General features: G+C 62.9%; 15 protein-coding genes. 8 read left to right on the top strand and 7 right to left on the bottom strand.

The window, feature by feature from the left end; genetic code table 11:
- Positions 1-84: 84 nt before the first annotated feature.
- Positions 85-2,739, bottom strand: a complete 2,655-nt coding sequence (alaS, locus tag GR198_RS04685; RefSeq protein ID WP_164067654.1) for an alanine--tRNA ligase — start codon at positions 2,737-2,739, stop codon at positions 85-87.
- 153 nt (positions 2,740-2,892) lie between these two features.
- Entirely contained in the window at positions 2,893-3,987 is a 1,095-nt protein-coding gene (recA, locus tag GR198_RS04680) for a recombinase RecA (RefSeq protein WP_003540131.1), read from the bottom strand.
- A 229-nt stretch (positions 3,988-4,216) separates the two neighbouring features.
- Here recA and GR198_RS04675 point away from each other — a divergent pair, with 229 nt between their 5' ends.
- Entirely contained in the window at positions 4,217-5,161 is a 945-nt protein-coding gene (locus GR198_RS04675; RefSeq protein WP_164051934.1) for a carbohydrate kinase family protein, read from the top strand.
- Between the two features lie 87 nt (positions 5,162-5,248).
- The gene (locus tag GR198_RS04670) at positions 5,249-6,175 is read left to right on the top strand and encodes a pseudouridine-5'-phosphate glycosidase (RefSeq protein WP_164045820.1); all 927 of its coding nucleotides are present in this window, start codon (positions 5,249-5,251) and stop codon (positions 6,173-6,175) included.
- Between the two features lie 250 nt (positions 6,176-6,425).
- Here GR198_RS04670 and cckA read toward each other — a convergent pair whose 3' ends face one another.
- Positions 6,426-9,029 carry a cell cycle histidine kinase CckA gene (gene cckA, locus GR198_RS04665; protein WP_164045821.1) on the bottom strand — a complete coding sequence of 868 codons (2,604 nt, stop codon included), beginning with the start codon at positions 9,027-9,029 and terminating at the stop codon, positions 6,426-6,428.
- A 299-nt stretch (positions 9,030-9,328) separates the two neighbouring features.
- Here cckA and GR198_RS04660 point away from each other — a divergent pair, with 299 nt between their 5' ends.
- Positions 9,329-10,387 (top strand): flagellar biosynthetic protein FliO, encoded by a 1,059-nt coding sequence (locus GR198_RS04660; RefSeq protein ID WP_164067652.1) that lies wholly within the window; start codon positions 9,329-9,331, stop codon positions 10,385-10,387.
- Positions 10,388-10,815: 428 nt separating this feature from the next.
- The gene (locus tag GR198_RS04655) at positions 10,816-11,451 is read left to right on the top strand and encodes a DUF1062 domain-containing protein (RefSeq protein ID WP_204337023.1); all 636 of its coding nucleotides are present in this window, start codon (positions 10,816-10,818) and stop codon (positions 11,449-11,451) included.
- Positions 11,452-11,514: 63 nt separating this feature from the next.
- Here GR198_RS04655 and dksA read toward each other — a convergent pair whose 3' ends face one another.
- Positions 11,515-11,934 (bottom strand): RNA polymerase-binding protein DksA, encoded by a 420-nt coding sequence (dksA, locus tag GR198_RS04650; protein ID WP_003559816.1) that lies wholly within the window; start codon positions 11,932-11,934, stop codon positions 11,515-11,517.
- A 276-nt stretch (positions 11,935-12,210) separates the two neighbouring features.
- On the opposite strand from dksA, the gene GR198_RS04645 reads away from it, so the two are divergent.
- The 4 genes from GR198_RS04645 to GR198_RS04630 all read left to right on the top strand — a co-directional run bounded on the left by GR198_RS04645 (position 12,211) and on the right by GR198_RS04630 (position 16,217).
- Entirely contained in the window at positions 12,211-12,705 is a 495-nt protein-coding gene (locus GR198_RS04645) for a SixA phosphatase family protein (protein ID WP_164067648.1), read from the top strand.
- Between the two features lie 198 nt (positions 12,706-12,903).
- Positions 12,904-14,379 carry a YcjX family protein gene (locus GR198_RS04640; RefSeq protein WP_164051930.1) on the top strand — a complete coding sequence of 492 codons (1,476 nt, stop codon included), beginning with the start codon at positions 12,904-12,906 and terminating at the stop codon, positions 14,377-14,379.
- A complete protein-coding gene (locus GR198_RS04635; protein ID WP_029875471.1) occupies positions 14,376-15,455 on the top strand; it encodes a YcjF family protein in 1,080 nt (359 codons plus the stop codon). Before GR198_RS04640 ends, GR198_RS04635 begins: the two co-directional genes overlap by 4 nt.
- 210 nt (positions 15,456-15,665) lie before the next feature.
- Positions 15,666-16,217: a hypothetical protein gene (locus tag GR198_RS04630; RefSeq protein WP_003540146.1), complete on the top strand. Its 552-nt coding sequence runs from the start codon at positions 15,666-15,668 to the stop codon at positions 16,215-16,217.
- Positions 16,218-16,285: 68 nt separating this feature from the next.
- Here GR198_RS04630 and folK read toward each other — a convergent pair whose 3' ends face one another.
- Genes folK through folP form a run of 3 tightly spaced genes read right to left on the bottom strand, consistent with a single transcriptional unit; the run spans position 16,286 to position 18,028 of the window.
- Complete coding sequence (gene folK, locus GR198_RS04625; RefSeq protein ID WP_029875472.1) at positions 16,286-16,804, bottom strand: 2-amino-4-hydroxy-6-hydroxymethyldihydropteridine diphosphokinase; 519 nt, start codon at positions 16,802-16,804, stop codon at positions 16,286-16,288.
- Positions 16,797-17,162 (bottom strand): dihydroneopterin aldolase, encoded by a 366-nt coding sequence (folB, locus tag GR198_RS04620; protein WP_003540148.1) that lies wholly within the window; start codon positions 17,160-17,162, stop codon positions 16,797-16,799. The genes folK and folB overlap by 8 nt, the downstream gene beginning before the upstream one ends.
- A complete protein-coding gene (gene folP, locus GR198_RS04615; RefSeq protein ID WP_029875473.1) occupies positions 17,159-18,028 on the bottom strand; it encodes a dihydropteroate synthase in 870 nt (289 codons plus the stop codon). The genes folB and folP overlap by 4 nt, the downstream gene beginning before the upstream one ends.
- Positions 18,029-18,047: the final 19 nt, after the last annotated feature.

The raw sequence follows: 18,047 nt of genomic DNA, 5'->3' as shown, positions 1-18,047 counted from the left end.
ACCACGGCCGCTGAAAACAAAACCGGCTGCGAAATCCGTGATCTCGCAGCCGGTTTGAATATCAAACTGTTGTCAGGCGGCAGTTCAGCCGGCAAGTGCTACGGCAACTGCCTCGATCGCTTCATCGGCTTTCGATCCGTCGGGGCCGCCGGCCTGCGCCATATCGGGGCGGCCGCCGCCGCCCTTGCCGCCGAGGGCGGCAGATGCGATGCGGACGAGATCGACGGCGCTGTAGCGCTGCACGAGATCCGGTGTCACCGCCACGACAGCACTTGCCTTGCCGTCGTCGGACACGCCGACGAGGGCAACGACGCCGGACCCGATGCTGGTCTTGCCGTCATCGGCAAGACCTTTCAAATCTTTGGGGTCGACGCCCGAAATCGCCTTGCCGAGGAACTTGACGCCGGCGACTTCGCGCACGGCATCGACCGAACCGCCCTGCCCGCCGCCCATGGCGAGTTTGCGCTTGGCGTCAGCCAGTTCCTTTTCGAGCTTGCGGCGCTCGTCCATCAGCGCTTCGACACGCGACAGCACTTCGCCCGGCTGCACCTTCAGCGAGGCGGCAAGCGTCTTTACGCGTTCGTCCTGTTCGGCGAGATATTCCCGCGCCGATTCGCCGGTGACGGCCTCGATACGGCGAACGCCGGCGCCGACGGCACTTTCGCCGAGAACGCGGATCAGGCCGATCTGGCCGGTGGCCCCGACATGCGTGCCGCCGCAGAGTTCGATCGAATAGGCTTTGCCGGCCTTGGCGCCACGCACGCCCTCGCCCATCGCTACGACGCGGACTTCATCGCCGTATTTTTCACCGAACAGCGCCATCGCGCCTTCGGCGATCGCATCGTCGACGCTCATCAGCCGCGTTGTAACCGGCGAATTCTGCAGCACGATCTCGTTTGCCATATCCTCGACGATCTTCAGTTCCTCGGCCGACATCGGCTTCGGATGCGAAACGTCGAAGCGCAGGCGCTCGGGCGCGACCAGCGAGCCCTTCTGGGCAACATGGGTGCCGAGCACTTCGCGCAGCGCCTCATGTAGCAGGTGGGTCGCAGAATGGTTGGCGCGCAGCCGCGAACGGCGGGCATGATCGACCGTCAGCACGACCGCATCGCCGTCCTTGAACACGCCGTCGACGACAGTACCCTGATGCACGAACAGGCCTTCGCCCCTCTTCTGCGTATCTGAAATCTCGATCTTGCCGTGGTCGGACGAAATCACGCCGGTATCGCCCATCTGGCCGCCGGATTCGCCGTAGAACGGCGTCTGGCTGACGACGATCTGCACCTTGTCGCCGGCCGACGCCTCGGCAGCGACAGCGCCGTCCTTGACGATTGCCTGCACGACACCCTCGGCAGTCTCGGTATCGTAGCCGAGGAATTCGGTGGCTCCGTGTTTTTCCCTAAGCTCGAACCAGACGGTTTCCGTCGCCTTCTCGCCGGAACCGGCCCAGTGCGAGCGGGCTTCGGCCTTCTGGCGCTGCATCGCATCGGTGAAGCCGGAGATGTCGACGCCGATCTCACGGGCACGCAGTGCATCCTGCGTCAGATCCAGCGGGAAGCCGTAGGTGTCGTAAAGCTTGAAGGCGGTCTCACCATCCAGCATATCGCCCTTGGAAAGATCCGTCGTCGCGTCCGACAGAAGCGACAGGCCGCGTTCCAGCGTCTTGCGGAAGCGGTTTTCCTCCAGCTTCAGCGTTTCCGAGATCAACGCCTCGGCGCGCACCAGTTCCGGATAGGCGCGGCCCATCTGCTGCACCAGCGTCGGCAGCAGCTTGTAGACCAGCGGCTCCTTGGCGCCGAGCAACTGCGCATGGCGCATGGCGCGGCGCATGATGCGGCGCAGCACATAACCGCGGCCCTCATTCGACGGAAGCACGCCGTCGGCGATCAGGAAGGCCGAGGAGCGCAGATGGTCGGCGATGACGCGGTGGCTGGCGCTGCCCTCCGCCTTGACGCCCATCGTGTCCTCGATGGTGCCGATCAGCGTGCGGAAGAGATCGGTGTCGAACACGCTCTGAACACCCTGCAGAATGCAGGCCATGCGCTCCAGTCCCATGCCGGTATCGATCGACGGGCGGGGCAGCGGGTTGCGAACGCCAGGCTCGGTCTGCTCGAACTGCATGAAGACGAGGTTCCAGAATTCCAGGAACCGGTCGCCATCTTCCTCCGGTGAGCCCGGAGGGCCGCCCCAAACATTCTCACCCTGGTCGATGAAGATTTCCGAGCACGGGCCGCAGGGGCCGGTATCGCCCATCTGCCAGAAATTGTCAGAGGTCGGGATGCGGATGATCTTGTCGTCGGAAAAGCCGGCGATCTTCTTCCACAGCGTCGCAGCTTCTTCATCCTCGGAATAGACGGTCACCAGCAGGCGGTTCTTCGGAAGGTCGAAGCCTTCGGTGACGAGCTTCCAGGCAAGCTCGATCGCATTCTCCTTGAAATAGTCGCCGAAGGAGAAGTTGCCGAGCATCTCGAAGAAGGTCAGGTGGCGGGCAGTATAACCGACATTGTCGAGGTCGTTGTGCTTGCCGCCGGCTCGCACGCATTTCTGCGAAGACGTCGCCGTCGAATAGGGACGCTTTTCGAGGCCGGTGAAGACGTTCTTGAACTGCACCATGCCGGCATTGGTGAACATCAGCGTCGGGTCGTTGCGCGGCACGAGCGGGCTCGACGGAACGATCTCATGGCCGTTCTTCTTGAAATAGTCGAGGAAGGTCGACCGGATATCGTTCACACCGCTCATGCTATGCCCTTCAATGCTGCCGGAGGCAGGTAATTTAAATTCATCGGCTTTTAACGTTCACCCCCGCCGCTGTCCAGCAGACAAACAAAACCGGCCGCATTCTCATCAGGAATGCGGCCGGTTGGAACTGTTCGATGAGTTTAGGCGCGAAAATTACATTTCCGCAGTGGCATCGCCATCGCCGTCATCGGGGTCCGGTCCGCCATTCTGCAGGAAGCGGTCGGCGATCAGGCCGGCATTCTGGCGCAGCGACAGTTCGATCTCGCGGGCGAGATCCGGATTGTCGCGCAGGAAGGTCTTGGCGTTTTCTCGGCCCTGGCCGAGGCGCTGGCTGTTATAGGAGAACCAGGCGCCCGACTTCTCGACGATGCCGGCCTTGACGCCGAGATCGACCAGTTCGCCGGTCTTGGAAACACCCTCGCCATACATGATGTCGAACTCGACCTGCTTGAAGGGCGGCGCCATCTTGTTCTTGACGACCTTGACGCGGGTCTGGTTGCCGATCACCTCTTCGCGCTCCTTGACCGCGCCGATGCGGCGGATGTCGAGGCGCACGGAAGCATAGAACTTCAGCGCATTGCCGCCCGTCGTCGTTTCCGGCGAGCCGAACATGACGCCGATCTTCATGCGGATCTGGTTGATGAAGATCACCATGGTGTTCGACTTCGAGATCGAAGCGGTGAGCTTGCGCAGCGCCTGGCTCATCAGTCGCGCCTGCAGGCCGGGAAGGCTGTCGCCCATCTCGCCTTCGATTTCGGCGCGCGGCGTCAGTGCCGCAACCGAGTCGACGACGAGAACGTCGACGGCGCCCGAGCGCACCAGCGTATCGGTGATTTCGAGCGCCTGCTCGCCGGTATCGGGCTGCGAGATCAAAAGGTTCTGCAGATCGACGCCAAGCTTGCGGGCATAGACGGGATCGAGCGCATGTTCGGCATCGACGAAGGCGCAGATGCCACCCTTCTTCTGCGCTTCGGCAATCGTCTGCAATGCAAGCGTCGTCTTACCGGAGCTTTCCGGCCCGTAGATTTCGATGATGCGGCCCCTCGGCAGGCCACCAACGCCGAGTGCAATATCGAGACCAAGCGAGCCGGTCGAGATCGTCTCGATCTCGACAACATTCTCGTTGGAGCCGAGTTTCATGATCGAGCCCTTGCCGAACGACCGCTCTATCTGTGAGAGTGCCGCTTCAAGCGCCTTGCTTTTGTCCACCGATTTGTCCTCTACCAGCCGCAATGAATTCTGAGACATCCGATCCACCTTTAGGTTATTGAAGCCGCTCTAGCAATGTCGAGTTTGTACCCTATTTGTTCCATTTTCGCAATAGGCGATCAAATAATTGAAAGAAAAAGGTAAAACGACCCGTGTTCTGTATTTGTTTTATCGATGAAAAGCAACGACTTAGGTTTGAAGTGCTGGCACGAACGGCGCAAGGCGCACCGCATCGATTCGTCTTTCGGGCATCGGGAGAGCGGCTCGGATGAAGAAAAAGATTCTTGTTCTCGGCGGCGCCCATATCGATCGGCGCGGCCGTATCTCCGGCGAGACGGCGCCTGGCGCCAGCAATCCCGGCACCTGGTTCGAGGAGCCGGGTGGCGGTGGCTTCAATGCGGCGCGCAACCTGGCAAGGCTCGGTTTTCAGGTGACGATGATCTCGCCGCGCGGCGGCGATCCGATGGGCGAGACGGTCGGAGAAGCTGCCGATTTCGCTGGCATCGACGACCGGCCCTTCGTCTTCCTCGACCGCAAGACGCCGAGCTACACGGCGATCATCGAGAAGGACGGCAATCTGGTGATCGCCCTTGCCGACATGGATCTTTACCGCTTCTTCGTGCCGCGGCGTCTCTCCATCCGCTGGGTGCGGGAGGCCTTCGCCGCGCATGATTTCATCCTCTTCGACGCCAACCTGCCGGAAGAGACGATCGCGGCGATCGTCGCAAAGGCACGTTCGCTAGCCAAGCCCGTTGCGGCAATCGCGATCTCGCCGGCCAAGGTCGTCAGGCTGAAACCCTGCATCGGCGATATCGACTACCTGTTCCTGAATGAGGCTGAAGCTGCCGCACTTGCCGGTGACCGGCCGGAAGACGCCGCCGGCTGGCCACCTTTGCTGAACCAGATCGGCATCCGGAACGCCGTCGTCACCCGCGGCCGGCGCGAGCTCGTCGCGCTTTGCGAGGGCCGCGCCGTAACGCTGCAGCCGCCGATCGCCGAGACCGTCGCCGATGTCACCGGTGCCGGCGATTCACTTGCGGCCGGCACGCTCGCCGCCTTGATATCAGGCCTGCCGCTCGAAGAAGCCGTTCGCCACGGCACCGCGGCTGCCACGCTGACCGTCCAGTCGCGGCATGCCGTCAACGAAAATCTGACGCCCGATCTGCTGAATGAGGCGCTTGCCCTTGTTCCCAAGGTCAGAATTCTGCATTGAAGCGGCTAAATAAATAGTTGAGCATGATGTCGTCGGAAAACCGCTCACACTTTCGGCATCATGCTCTGTCGATCACAGGACAAGACCATGACCAAGCCCATCTCCCCTCTTCTGCCGATCGCCTATTCGAAGGAAGTCGCCAGCGCCAAGCAGCGCGGCGCGCCGCTGGTGGCGCTGGAATCGACCATCATCACCCACGGCATGCCCTATCCCGGCAATATCGAGATGGCCCGCAGCGTCGAGGCGATCATTCGCGAACAGGGTGCTGTGCCGGCAACGATCGCCGTCATTCACGGCACGCTGCATATCGGCCTTGAAGCTGCGGAACTGGAGCAACTCGCCAAGGCGACCGAAGTGATGAAGGTGTCGCGCGCCGATCTCGCCTTCGCCATCGCCGAACGCCGCACCGGCGCCACCACGGTCGCGGCCACGATGATCGCGGCGGCGCGCGCCGGCATCCGCGTCTTTGCCACAGGCGGCATCGGCGGCGTGCACCGCGGCGCCGAGGAAAGCTTCGATATATCAGCCGATCTCGAGGAGCTCGCTCGCACCGGCGTCATCGTCGTCTGCGCCGGCGCAAAGGCGATCCTCGATATTCCAAAGACGCTGGAAGTGCTGGAAACCCGCGGCGTGCCTGTCGTCACCTATGAGAGCGAGGAATTCCCCGCTTTCTGGTCGCGCTCCTCGGGCATCCGCAGCCCGCTGTCGCTGAACAGCCCGGCCGCCATCGCCAACTTCCAGAGGGTGCGCGAACAACTCGGCATCGACGGCGGCATGCTCGTCGCCAACCCCGTGCTCGAGGCCGACGAGATCGCGCGCGAGGAGATGGAAATCTATATCGAGCGAGCGCTCGACAGCGCCGAGCGCGACGAAGTCACCGGCAAGGCGGTCACACCCTATCTTCTGTCGACCATCTTCGACCTGACGGATGGCCAGAGCCTGAAGACCAACATCGCGCTCGTCGAGAACAACGCGCGGCTTGCCGCTGAGATTGCGGTGGCGCTGGGTGAATGAGGATTGACGGGGCCGGCCGGAATCGCCTTTCCAGATAGGTGGTGCCGTTCCAGCCCCCTCTGCCCTGCCGGGCGTCTCCCCACAGGTGGGGAGATGACAAGCGGCGAAACCTTCGCATCACATCAACGTTTCGCCGAACTGCAATAGATACTTGGTTGGGGAAGCCGGTGCGCCCATCCGATCTCCCTCCTTGTGGGGGAGATGCCCGGCAGGGCAGAGGGGGGTGTGGCACGGCACAACCTTCCCCAACTCACCCGTCCAACGTCTCCTTGACGACGACGGCGAGCTGCTTCAGCGAAAACGGCTTCGGGAGGAAGCCGAATTTCGCCTCCGGCGGCAGATTGCGGGCAAAGGCATCTTCGGCATAACCTGAGACGAAGATGAATTTCATATCTGGATAGGTCTTGCGCAGTTCGCGCAGCAGCGTCGGGCCGTCCATTTCGGGCATGACGACGTCGGAAACGACGATATCGACCTTGCCGTCGAGTTCTTCCAAGATGGCCAGCGCCTCGACGCCCGAGCCCGCCTCGTGCACGGTGTAGCCGCGCGTTTCCAGCATGCGCTTGCCACCGCGGCGCACCGCCTCCTCGTCCTCGACAAGAAGAATGACGGCCGATCCCGTCAGGTCCTCCGGCTGCTGCCGCGATACCGGCAGCGGCACCACTTCGGCCCCGGCGATGGCGCCATCGATCGAGCCTGCTTCGGCGGCCACCGCCGGCTCCGGAATGTGGCGCGGCAGGAAGACGCGGAAGGTCGTGCCCTTGCCGACTTCGGATTCCGGCTGGATGTAGCCGCCCGACTGTTTGACGATGCCATAGACCATGGCGAGGCCAAGTCCCGTGCCCTTGCCGACATCCTTGGTGGTGAAGAACGGCTCGAAGATCTTGTCCATGATCTCGGGCGCGATGCCGGTGCCGTTATCGGCGACTTCGACGAGCACCATGTCCTCGGCCGGCATGTAGGAATAGTTGAAGGCCGAGACCTCGGCGGCGGTCAGATTGCGGGTGCGCAGTGTCAGCGTGCCACCCTCGGGCATCGCGTCGCGCGCATTGACGCAGAGATTGATCAGCACTTGCTCGAACTGCGAAAGGTCTGTTTTGACAGGCCAGAGGTCGCGGCCATATTGCACGTCGAGCTTGACATTGGTGCCGGAAAGCAGCCGGTCGACCAGCATGCGCAGGTCGCCGACGACATCGGTAAGGTTCAGCACCGAGGGCCGCATCGTCTGCTTGCGCGAGAAGGCGAGCAGCTGGCGCACCAGCACGGCGGCGCGGTTGGCGTTGCGTTTGATCTCTATCAGGTCGGCGAAACTGGCATCGGCCGGCCGCGCCTGCAGCAGCAGGTGGTCGGAGGAAAGCAGGATCGCCGTCAGCACGTTGTTGAAATCATGCGCGATGCCGCCGGCGAGCGTTCCCACAGCATTCATCTTCTGCGTCTGCGCCATCTGTGCTTCCAGCGCCTTCTGCTCGGTCACCTCGACGGCATAGACGATCGCCGCCTCCTCTGGCGCCTCGTCGCTCTGGTCGATGACGGCATTGACATAGAAGCGGAAATAGCGCGCCTCGTCGGTCGGTGTGCGGGTGTCGAGGGGCGCGATGTCGCCCTGGCGGTCTTTGGCCGCCGCCAGCGCCGCGGCCAGCTGTGGCCGGTCGCTCTCCTGCACGATGGTTTCAAGATGCGGCGCCTTTTCGAGATCGTCGCGCGAGACGACGCCGGAGAACATCTTCAGGAACGGCGCGTTGGTCCGCAGGATGCGCCCGTTGCCGTCGACCGAGGCGATCGCCATCGGCGTATTGTTGAAGAAGCGCGTGAAGCGCATGGCGGCGGCCGAAGCGGACTGGCCGCCGGCATCGCTCTTTTCACGCGCCAGCACGATCGTCCGGCTTTCGCCGGGTGCGCCGTCGCGCATCGAGGTGACGCTGTGGACGATCTGCACCGGCAGGCTCTGGCCGTTGCTCTTGCGCAGGTCGAGATCGAGCGTCACGGTCTTCTTGAGACCCGGTTCGGCCTGCACCGACTGGATCAGCGCCAGTCCCTCGCCCGCCACGACGTCGCCGATCGTCATCGAGCCCGGCACGAACTTGGTGAGGTCGAGGCCCAGCCATTCGGCAAGCGTCGCATTCAGGTAGAAGATCTCGCCCTTCCTGCCGGCGGAAAAGAAGCCGGCCGGCGCGTGGTCGAGATAATCGATCGCGTTCTGCAATTCCTTGAAGAAGCGCTCCTGGTCGTCGCGCTCCGTGGTGATGTCGGTGATCTGCCAGATCTGCAGCGGCTTGCCACCGTTTTCCTCCGGCTGCAGCAGCCGCGCCTTCAGCCGGTACCAATGCGCGCCGGAGCTGTTGCTGCCAGGCCCGACGGCGCGCAGCAGGCGAAATTCCTCCCGGCCTTCCTTGCCCTCGCGCAGGCCGTTGACCAGCCTGTAGAGCGCCTCGTTGGATTCGCGGTGGCGCGACAACAGCGTTTCCAGCGTCTGCACCTCGGTCGCCTTGCGCGCGCCGGTCAGCGCGCCATAGGCGGCATTGGCATAGATGATCCGGCCTTTTTCGTCGGTGATCAGCGTGCCGTCGGGATGGCTGTTGAGGAAGGCGCGCGCCAGGCTGTCGGACTGGCGCTGCGGCATCACTTCGATGAAGCCGATGACCGAAGACACCAGGAAGAAGATGCCGACCATGGCGAGCACGCCGAGACCGCCAAGCACGACCTCGTTGTCGAGCGATTTTTTGAAGAAGACGAAGGCGCCGGCAGCAGCAATCAGCACGAGCGCCAGCAGAAGAATGCGCAAGACCGTGCCAGAACGCCCCCCACGATCCACAAGCGGTGCGTTATAGTCGTCGGCCTGACGCGGTTTCGTCATATATTCCTCACATAAACCCTACCGCTTCGTAGCACGAACACGAAGCAGGAATCAGGCACTCTTTCCTTCTTAGCAATTTGCCGCGTCGGCAAAAACACCGCTGGCCGGCAAGACTGCTTGAATTCACAGGCAACAGCGCCATCTGCCCCAGAAGTCCAACGCTGCCACCCGTGCGCAAGGTCGCCGGGTGCCAAGCAGCGGAACACGAAATCGCGTTCTCCCGTGACTGGACAGCACCGGCGGCCCTTGCCTAAGGAACGGAAAAGTCGTCAATATGTGCCGAATGCGAAATGGAGTAAGTGACTATGTTGGATGATGTTGTCGGAGCTTATGGCAGCCGTTTCCTGCTTGCGGCCGGTGGCGTCGGTCTGGCGCTTCTCCTGCTCATCATCGTGCTCTGGGTGATCCGCAGCCGGGCGCCCTCGCCCTTCGTGCGCGGCGGCCGCAACCGCCAGCCCCGCCTGCAGGTGCTGGATGCCGCAGCCGTCGATGCCCGTCGCCGGCTGGTGCTGGTGCGCCGCGACGACGTCGAGCACCTGATCATGATCGGCGGCCCGAGCGATATCGTCATCGAAAGCCGCATCCTGCCCGCGGCGGCCGAGCAGCCGGACAGCGCCATCCGCCCGCAGCCCGTCGAGCAGCGTCCGATATCCGTCGCGCGGCCTGAAACGCCGCCGGTCTCGCCACCGCGCCCGCCGGTCGCAGCCCGTGTTGAGCCGGCCGCCGAGCCCTCTTTCTCCGCGCCGGTTTCGCCGGAGCCGCGCCCGCGCCCAGAACCGCCGGCGCAACCGCCAGCTCAGCCTGCCGTGGCGCCCCCGGTGGTCACGAGCCCTCTTCCGGCAGAGCCGGTGACTGCTCCGCTGTCGGCCGAACGGGACAATCCTCTGCGCGCCGTCCCGCCCCAGCCGCGCCCGCTGGAGCGTCCCGTCGTTCCCCCTGCCGCGCAGCCCGCACCGTTCCACGATACCTCAAGTGCCGCCGAGATCCTCGATGCCGCCCGCCAGCGCGTGCTGCCGCAGCAGCGCATCGAACCCGAAGTCTCCGCCCCGCCTGTCAAGGACATGCCGGCGGCCACACGTGCCGCACCGGGTAGCGCCGAAGACGATTCGGCTGCGCAGTCGGCAGCAGCGAGCCGTCTTGATTTCCAGCGGGTGCTGGAACAGGAAATGTCGAACAATCTGACGGCCGAACGCATCGTGCCGGCGCCGGCAAACCAGGCGCCTCGGCCCGGAGCGCAGCAACCCGGAAACCTGCCGCGCCGCGATCCGGAAATGGCCCCGATCACCGGCGCCGATACCGATCTGCAAAAGGAAGTCGCCCGCATCTTCGGCGAGATGAGCGTCAATCGCGACAAGTGAGCGGGCGCGCCAAGTGACCGGGCGCGACAAGTGAGCGGAAACGCACTTCCGACCTTCCTTCATCACCAAGTTGCATAAAAGCCGCAATGCGGCGACTTTCAGTTCCCTATGCGTCAAGGGACTCCATCTTGTGCTGATAATTTGTTATCGCTCCGGTTGAAGAGCGTTGGCGCATCGAGGTCATACTTTGCCTAAGTAAATACCGGTCTCACTCCAGTTTCACCCGTACTGCCGGACAGCGACACGCTGACGGCGTATGAACATGTTCATCGGGTGGTGGCGAGAGACCGGTTTGGCATTGTTGACATGTGCCATGTGCAGCTCCGCTGTCTCAGCTCTTCCGCCGCCCAGAACATCGCCACACCGCGCCCGCAAGGGCTTTCTCACGCATCATCCTGGTGGACTTCCGAACGGAAGACCAACACGATATGTGCAATACCCTTCGGGTCCGATGGACCATTTTGCCGAAAACAGCGCCCCAGCCCTGGATTGTATGCAGCGGCTGCGGGGGCTTCAGAGCTTTCCGATGCAGTGACAAGATCCGGCTCAACGCCAATGGCCGCAAGCTCGATGCCTGGCTTATCTACAAATGCTCGACCTGCGAAAAGACGTGGAACCGTCCGATCTTCGAGCGCCGCAATGTTCGCGACATCGATCCCGCAGTCCTCGAGGCGTTGCAGTCCAACGATCCAGATTGGATCCGGGCAGAAGCGTTCAACCTCGAGGCTCTCAGGCACAAGTCGCAGCGTGTCGACGAGTTTGCCGAATTTGAAATCGCAAAAGAGATGCAGCAGGAAATTGCCAACTGGACGAGACTGGAAATCGAACTGATCGTCCCGGTTCCAACAAGCACGCGCCTCGACCGTCTGCTGGCGTCCGAGTTGCAAGTTTCGCGCACCCGGCTACAGGCTCTTCACGATAGTGGTCTGCTGCGGACGGATTCGAATCGAGCAGACGTTTTGCGGCGGCGGATCAAGAACGGCACCAGGGTTGCAGTCGACGCCACCGCCGAGACCGGCCGGGAGCAATGGTGGAGGTCTGTGGCGACCGGAAGTTCACCGTAATTGTAAAAGGCGCCGCGATCTGATCGCGGCGCCTATTTTGCTTTCATGCCTGCATGAAAACTCTCATTCGTCGCGATAGACCTTTTCGCGGCGTTCGTGACGCTCCTGCGCTTCGATCGACAGTGTCGCGATAGGGCGGGCGTCGAGACGCTTGAGGCCGATCGGTTCACCGGTTTCCTCGCAATAGCCGTAGGTGCCGTCGTCGATGCGCTGCATTGCCGCGTCGATCTTCGAAATCAGCTTTCTCTGGCGATCACGGGCGCGAAGTTCGATCGCCCGATCTGTTTCCGATGACGCCCGGTCGGCGAGGTCGGGATGGTTTGCGCTTTCCTCGGCCAGATGGTCGAGTGTCTCACGCGCTTCTCTAAGGATATCATTTCTCCATGCAACCAGCTTGGCCCTGAAATAGGCGCGCTGGTTTACGTTCATGAACTCTTCCTCTTCCGAGGGAACGTAATTGCTAAGATCGATCTTCTCACTCAACGCGATTCTCCTGAAGAACATCTCATCTGGCGGGGTGTATATCCCAAGCGCTAGTCGCGATTCAAGCCAAATACGACAGGTAAACAGATTTTTAAATCTGTCACAGTTTTCGGCTAACAGACTATTTTCTCATCATTATTCCGGCTTGCGTTTTTTGCTTCGCCTTCAAAAGGCCGTGTTGTCAGCCGCGTTTTGGGCAGCTGGAGCAGCGCGGACGGTTGACGCCGGCCGATTGCAACCGCTACTGAAAAGGCCCGCTGGATCTTGGATTTGCCCATGACCGTACCCCTGCCTCCGCCCAACCGCATCTATCTCCTGCGCCACGCCGAGGCCGCCTGGGCGGAACCCGGACAGCGCGATTTTGACCGGCCGCTCAACGAAAAGGGCTTTGGCGATGCCGAGATCATCGCCGATAAGGCCGCCGACAAGGGCTACCGTCCCGATCTTCTGATCAGTTCTACGGCGCTGCGCTGCCGCGATACCGCCGATGCGGTGTACCGGGCGATGGGCCTTACGCTCGAGGTTCGTTATGTCGACGCGCTCTATAACGCCACGGTCGATACCTATCTCGAGATCATCGATGCCCAGGATGAGGCGGCCGTCATGCTGGTCGGCCACAATCCGACCATGGAGCAGGCGCTGGAGGCGCTGATCGGTCATGAGGCGATGGTAAGCGCCCTTCCCGGCGGCTTCCCGACGGTAGGCCTTGCCGTCGTCGATTACGACGCTTCCGCCGCCGTCTGGCGCCTCACCGATTTCGTCGTCGTCTGAAGACTAGAGCAATTCCAGCAAAAGTTTGCCGCGGTTTGCCAGGCAAAGCGCGACGCGCTTTTGCCGGGAATTGCGAAAAAACAAGGAAGTAGAGCATTTCCGTGATTCGAAGAAAAAAGGAAATGCTCTAGCGCCGCTTCTTTTGCGGGCGGCGCGCCCTCCCTATATTGCGGGGCAGTCACCAACCGGAATTGCGCCTTGCCGCCACGCCTGACATCTTTTGCCGATGACGCCCGCATCGCCTTCGACAATCTCGCCGACCGGGCGAGTGGTCTCGTCAATCCGACCGTGCGGCTCGGCGTTACCGGCCTCTCCCGCTCCGGCAAGACGGTCTTCATCTCCTCGCTGGTCCACAATCTGCTGCATGGCGGCCGACTGCCGCTGTTCGAGCCGGTCCAATCCGGCCGCGTCTCGGCGGTGCGGCTGGAACCGCAGCCGGATGATGCCGTGCCGCGCTTCCAGTACGAGGACCATATCCGCGCGCTGGTGAAGGACCGTATCTGGCCGGATTCGACCCGCGCCATATCCGAACTGCGCATCACCCTGGATTATCAAAGCGCCAGCGGCTGGAACCGGTTGTTTTCGCCCGGCCGCCTGTCGATCGATATCGTCGATTATCCCGGCGAATGGCTGCTCGACCTGCCGCTGCTCGGCAAGGATTATCGCACGTTCAGCGAGGAAACGATTGCGCTTGCCGAAACCGGCGTCCGCTCAGAACTGTCGAGCCAGTGGCTGGCGCGAACGCGCGCCGCCGATATCCATGCCGGCGCCGACGAGATGGTCGCCCGCGACCTCGCCACCGCTTTTGCCGATTATCTCAAAGCCTGCAAAGCCGACGAACGCTCGCTTTCCACCCTGCCGCCTGGCCGTCTGCTCCTGCCCGGCGATCTCGACGGCTCGCCGGCGTTGACCTTCGCGCCGCTGGCTCTGCCGCCGGACGGCCGTCCCGGCCGTGGCTCGCTCTGGACGATGATGGAGCGGCGCTACGAGGCCTATAAATCCGTCGTCGTCAAACCTTTCTTCCGCGAACATTTCGCCCGACTCGACCGCCAGATCGTCCTGGTCGATGCGCTGCAGGCGATGAACCGCGGCCCTGAAGCCGTGCAGGATCTGGAACGCGCGCTGACCGACGTGCTCGCCTGTTTCCGCCCCGGTACGAATTCGCTGCTCTCCTCGCTGCTCGGGCGCCGCATCGACCGCGTGCTGGTCGCCGCCACCAAGGCCGATCACCTTCACCATGAAAGCCACGACCGGCTCGATGCTCTGACCCGCCGCCTGGTGGATCGCGCCATCGACCGCATCGGCATGGCCGGCGCCGGCATCGACGTCATGGCGCTTGCGTCCGTGCGCGCCACCCGCGAAGCGACTGTCAAGCGCGACGGCCATGAACTGCCGGTCATCGTCGGCACGCCGATGGAGGGCGAAACCATCGCCGGCGAGCGTTTCGACGGTGAGAGAAAGACCGCGATTTTCCCCGGCGACCTGCCGGAGGATCCGGAAAGCCTATTCGACCGCATCGCCTCGGGCGAGACCGGCCTGCAGCTGCCCGATGTCAACGTCGTCAGGTTCCGCCCGCCGCATCTCGAAGAAACCGGCGGCGGCATCAAGCTGTCGGTGCCCCATATCCGCCTCGACCGCGCCATGCAGTTCCTGTTCGGAGACCGTCTCGCATGAGCAAGCCCCCGTCCGATCCGCCGCGCCGCGCGCCCGCCGCCTTCATCTATGAGGACGAAGCCACCGAGCGGCGTGACAACGGCCGGCAAGGAGGTGAGCGGCGCAAGCCGGAAAGCTTCTCGGAGCATATCGTCGTGACGCCTGATGAAGACGATCCCTTCCTCAATCCCGACAAGGATCTGAGCGCGGTTCCGGTTGCCGCGCCGCGCAAGCGGCGGACCTCCTTCGGCAAGATCGCCGCCGGCGCCTTTGGCATTCTGCTATCCCTCGCCATCGGCCTCTGGACCGATAGCCTGATCCGCGATCTCTTCACCCGCGCCGACTGGTTAGGCTATGCCGCCCTTGCCGTGCTCGCAGTCGGCATCCTTGCCGTGCTGGCCCTCGTCATCCGCGAAACATCAGGCATGATGCGCCTTGCCGCCGTCCAGACGATTAAGGCCGAGGCAGACGCGGCGATGCTCGAAACCCGACCAGTGAAGGCGCGCGCCGTCGTCGCACGCCTTACCACGCTCCTTTCCGCCAATCCGGAGACGGCGAAGGGCCGCGCGACGCTGAAGGCGACCGAGGGCGAGGTCATCGATCCCCCGCATCTGATTGCGCTTGCCGAACGCGAACTGCTCGCTCCCCTCGACCGCAAGGCCCGCGCGCTCATCGTCAACGCCTCCAAGCGCGTCTCGATCGTCACCGCCGTCAGCCCGCGCGCCATCGTCGACCTGCTCTACGTGCTCTACGAGGCGGTGCGTCTTATCCGTGCCATGGCCGAGCTTTACGGCGGCCGGCCCGGCACGCTCGGCATGTTCCGTCTGTTGCGTGACGTGCTGGCGCATCTGGCCGTCACGGGCTCGATCGCCGTTGGCGACAGCCTCGTCCAGCAGGTGCTCGGCCACGGGCTGGCCTCGAAGCTCTCGGCACGACTGGGCGAAGGCGTCATCAACGGCCTGATGACCGCCCGCATTGGAATCGCGGCGATGGATCTCTGCCGCCCGCTCGCCTTCCGCGCCCTGAAGCGGCCGGGAATCGGTGATTTCATCGGCGATCTCACCCCATCCATGTCGCCGCGCGGCAACAATCCTTGAACGAAGCAGCGATTCCGCAGTTTTCGCTTGCCGTAGCGTAATGCCGGAGAAATTTCAGCAGATTCAAGGCTCTAGTGACGGGATTTTAAAACCATCACCGCGCGAAAACCCTGTACTACCTTGCATTTCGGCACAATCGAAAGGAAGGATTAACCATTCTTCGGCAAAACTTGCAGCCAGTTCGTGAGTGGTGTTTGCCAAGGAAAATCCATGTATTCGCGCAAGTTTCTCATCGTATGCGGCTTGGCCGCCGCGGCATTGTCTCCCGTCGCAGATGTCGCACCGGCAGCCACCGCTGCAACCCGTGACAAGGCCTTCTTCGATTCCGTCGCCGGCTCCTGGAAGGGGCCCGGTGAAATCGTCGCCGGCAAGTACAAGGGCACGAAATTCACCTGCAACCTGATCGGTGAGCCCACCGGCGACAGCAGCGCCGGCATCAAGCTCGACGGCACCTGCCGCGTCGGCGTCTTCAAGCAGCCGATGACCGCCGTCATCTCTCAGTCGGGCTCGAGCTACAAGGGCAAATTCCTCGACGGCGCCGCCGGCAAGGGCCTTGACGTCGTCTCCGGCGCCGTCAGCGAGGATACCGTCGTCGTCGGCATCAACCGCGCCAAGCTGAATGGTGCGATGATTGCCCGCGTGCGCGATGACAAGACGATGAACGTCACCGTTTCGGTCAAGGTCGAAAGCCAGATGATCCCGGTGATCGGCCTGACGCTGACCCGCCAGGTCGACGAGATGGCCGTCGGTTCCATCCAGTAGACAAATCGCACAGCGGATTTTCCTGAAGCGGCGGGGTTCCCGCCGTTTTCCGTTTCAGTTTCCCTGCTTCAGGCGCTCAGCCACCAGTCGCGACTATCGTCGGCAATCTCGATGCCGGCCACCTCGGCATCATCAAGCCAGTCACTCACCGCCCTGCCCCTGACCAGGAGACCCGGCGCGATGTCGGCAAGCGGCATCAGCACGAAACCGCGATCGGTCATGCGCGGATGCGGCAGTTCCAGCCGCGGCGCGTCCTGGATCACGTCGCCATAGGTCAGCACGTCGATATCGAGCGTGCGCGGACCCCAGCGCTCGATGCGCTCGCGTTTCATCTCGCGTTCGATCGACAGGCAGACATCGAGCAAAGCCTCCGGCTTCAGCCTGGTCTCGACGGCAGCGCAGGCATTGAAGAAGAACGATTGGTCGGTCTTGCCCCAGGGCGGCGTGCGATAGAGCCGCGAGACCGCCGTAACCCGGCAGTCGTCCCGTCCGTTGAGCCTCTGCAGTGCCGCAGCCATCGCCTTCACAGGGTCGCCGATATTGCCGCCGAGACCGAGTGTGGCGGATTGCAATGCGGCCTCAGGCAAAGTGCTCAACGCTCACCTGCACGAAATCGAGCACGCCGGGCACCGGCGCGTTCGGCTTGCGCACCGTGATCTTCGCCCGCCGGATCTGCGGGAATGTCTCGCAGAGCCCCTTGGCGATATCGAGCGCCAGGGACTCGATCAGGTAGCGCCGCTTGCCGGTGACGATCTGCTCGATCACCGTAAAGGCGATGCCGTAATTGACGGTATCGTTGATCGAATCGCTTTCCAGCGCCTCGCCGGCGACAACATCGAGCTCGGCATCGACGAAGAAACGCTGGCCGAGGAATTCCTCCTCGTCATGCACGCCGTGGCGCGCGAAGAAGGCGCAGTTCTGCAGCGTGATCGTGTAGGTGGTCATGTCGGCCGCTTCCTCTCGAATTCCTGGCGCGCATTAAGCATAGCATCGGCGATATCGAGCGCATCCCTGTTGATTGCGACATTGTGCACGCGGAAAACCGCAGCCCCTTGAAGTCTGAGCAGCGCGCTGGTCGCAGCCGTCGCTGCATCCCGCCCCTGCGCCTCACGCCCCGTCACCGTGCCGAGGAAGCGCTTGCGCGACGTGCCGGCGAGCAGCGGCAGGCCGAAACGGGAAAGTTCGGAAAACCGCGCCATCAGCTCCAGGTTCTCCTCCGCCGTCTCCTTGGCGAAGCCGAAGCCCGGATCGAGCACGATGCGGTCGCGGTTGACGCCTGATGCAGCGGCGATCGCAAGCGACCGTTCGAGGAAATGCACCTGATCGGCAATCACATCGACGAGTTTTACCCTGTCGCGGCCGGTATGCATGATGCAGAGCCCGGCTCCGGTCACCGCAGCAATATCGGCGATATCGGGCTCCCTTTGCAGCCCGAAGACGTCGTTGACGATATGGGCGCCGGCACTGATTGCAAGCCGCGCCGTCTCGGCGCGATAGGTGTCGATCGAGATCAGCGCCTGGGTGCGCCCGCGCAGCGCCTCGATGACGGGCAGCACGCGCGCCTGCTCCTCGGAAGGGCTGACGGTTGCAGCGTTCGGCCGGGTCGATTCGCCGCCGATATCGACAATCCCGGCACCCTCGCTTACCGCCCGCAACGCCTGTTCGACCGCCGCATCGACGGTTTCAAAGCGTCCGCCGTCGGAGAAGGAGTCCGGCGTCACGTTGATGATCGCCATGATCACCGAACGACGCCCGAGTTCGATCTCCCGGCCATGGCCGACACGCCATATGATGCCTTCGAGCCCTGTCACCAGACTTATCCCATTGATG

The sequence above is a fragment of the Rhizobium leguminosarum genome (genome assembly GCF_010668065.1).
Classification (GTDB): Bacteria; Pseudomonadota; Alphaproteobacteria; order Rhizobiales; family Rhizobiaceae; genus Rhizobium; species Rhizobium leguminosarum_S.
This window is presented reverse-complemented; position numbering and strand designations above follow the sequence as displayed.

Excerpts from the sequence above, each read along its gene's own strand:
- alaS (WP_164067654.1), bottom strand. The coding sequence starts at position 2,739 with ATGAGCGGTGTGAACGATATCCGGTCGACCTTCCTCGACTATTTCAAG.
- recA (WP_003540131.1), bottom strand. The coding sequence starts at position 3,987 with ATGTCTCAGAATTCATTGCGGCTGGTAGAGGACAAATCGGTGGACAAA.
- GR198_RS04675 (WP_164051934.1), top strand. The coding sequence starts at position 4,217 with ATGAAGAAAAAGATTCTTGTTCTCGGCGGCGCCCATATCGATCGGCGC.
- GR198_RS04670 (WP_164045820.1), top strand. The coding sequence starts at position 5,249 with ATGACCAAGCCCATCTCCCCTCTTCTGCCGATCGCCTATTCGAAGGAA.
- cckA (WP_164045821.1), bottom strand. The coding sequence starts at position 9,029 with ATGACGAAACCGCGTCAGGCCGACGACTATAACGCACCGCTTGTGGAT.
- GR198_RS04655 (WP_204337023.1), top strand. The coding sequence starts at position 10,816 with ATGTGCAATACCCTTCGGGTCCGATGGACCATTTTGCCGAAAACAGCG.
- GR198_RS04645 (WP_164067648.1), top strand. The coding sequence starts at position 12,211 with ATGACCGTACCCCTGCCTCCGCCCAACCGCATCTATCTCCTGCGCCAC.
- GR198_RS04635 (WP_029875471.1), top strand. The coding sequence starts at position 14,376 with ATGAGCAAGCCCCCGTCCGATCCGCCGCGCCGCGCGCCCGCCGCCTTC.
- GR198_RS04630 (WP_003540146.1), top strand. The coding sequence starts at position 15,666 with ATGTATTCGCGCAAGTTTCTCATCGTATGCGGCTTGGCCGCCGCGGCA.
- folB (WP_003540148.1), bottom strand. The coding sequence starts at position 17,162 with ATGACCACCTACACGATCACGCTGCAGAACTGCGCCTTCTTCGCGCGC.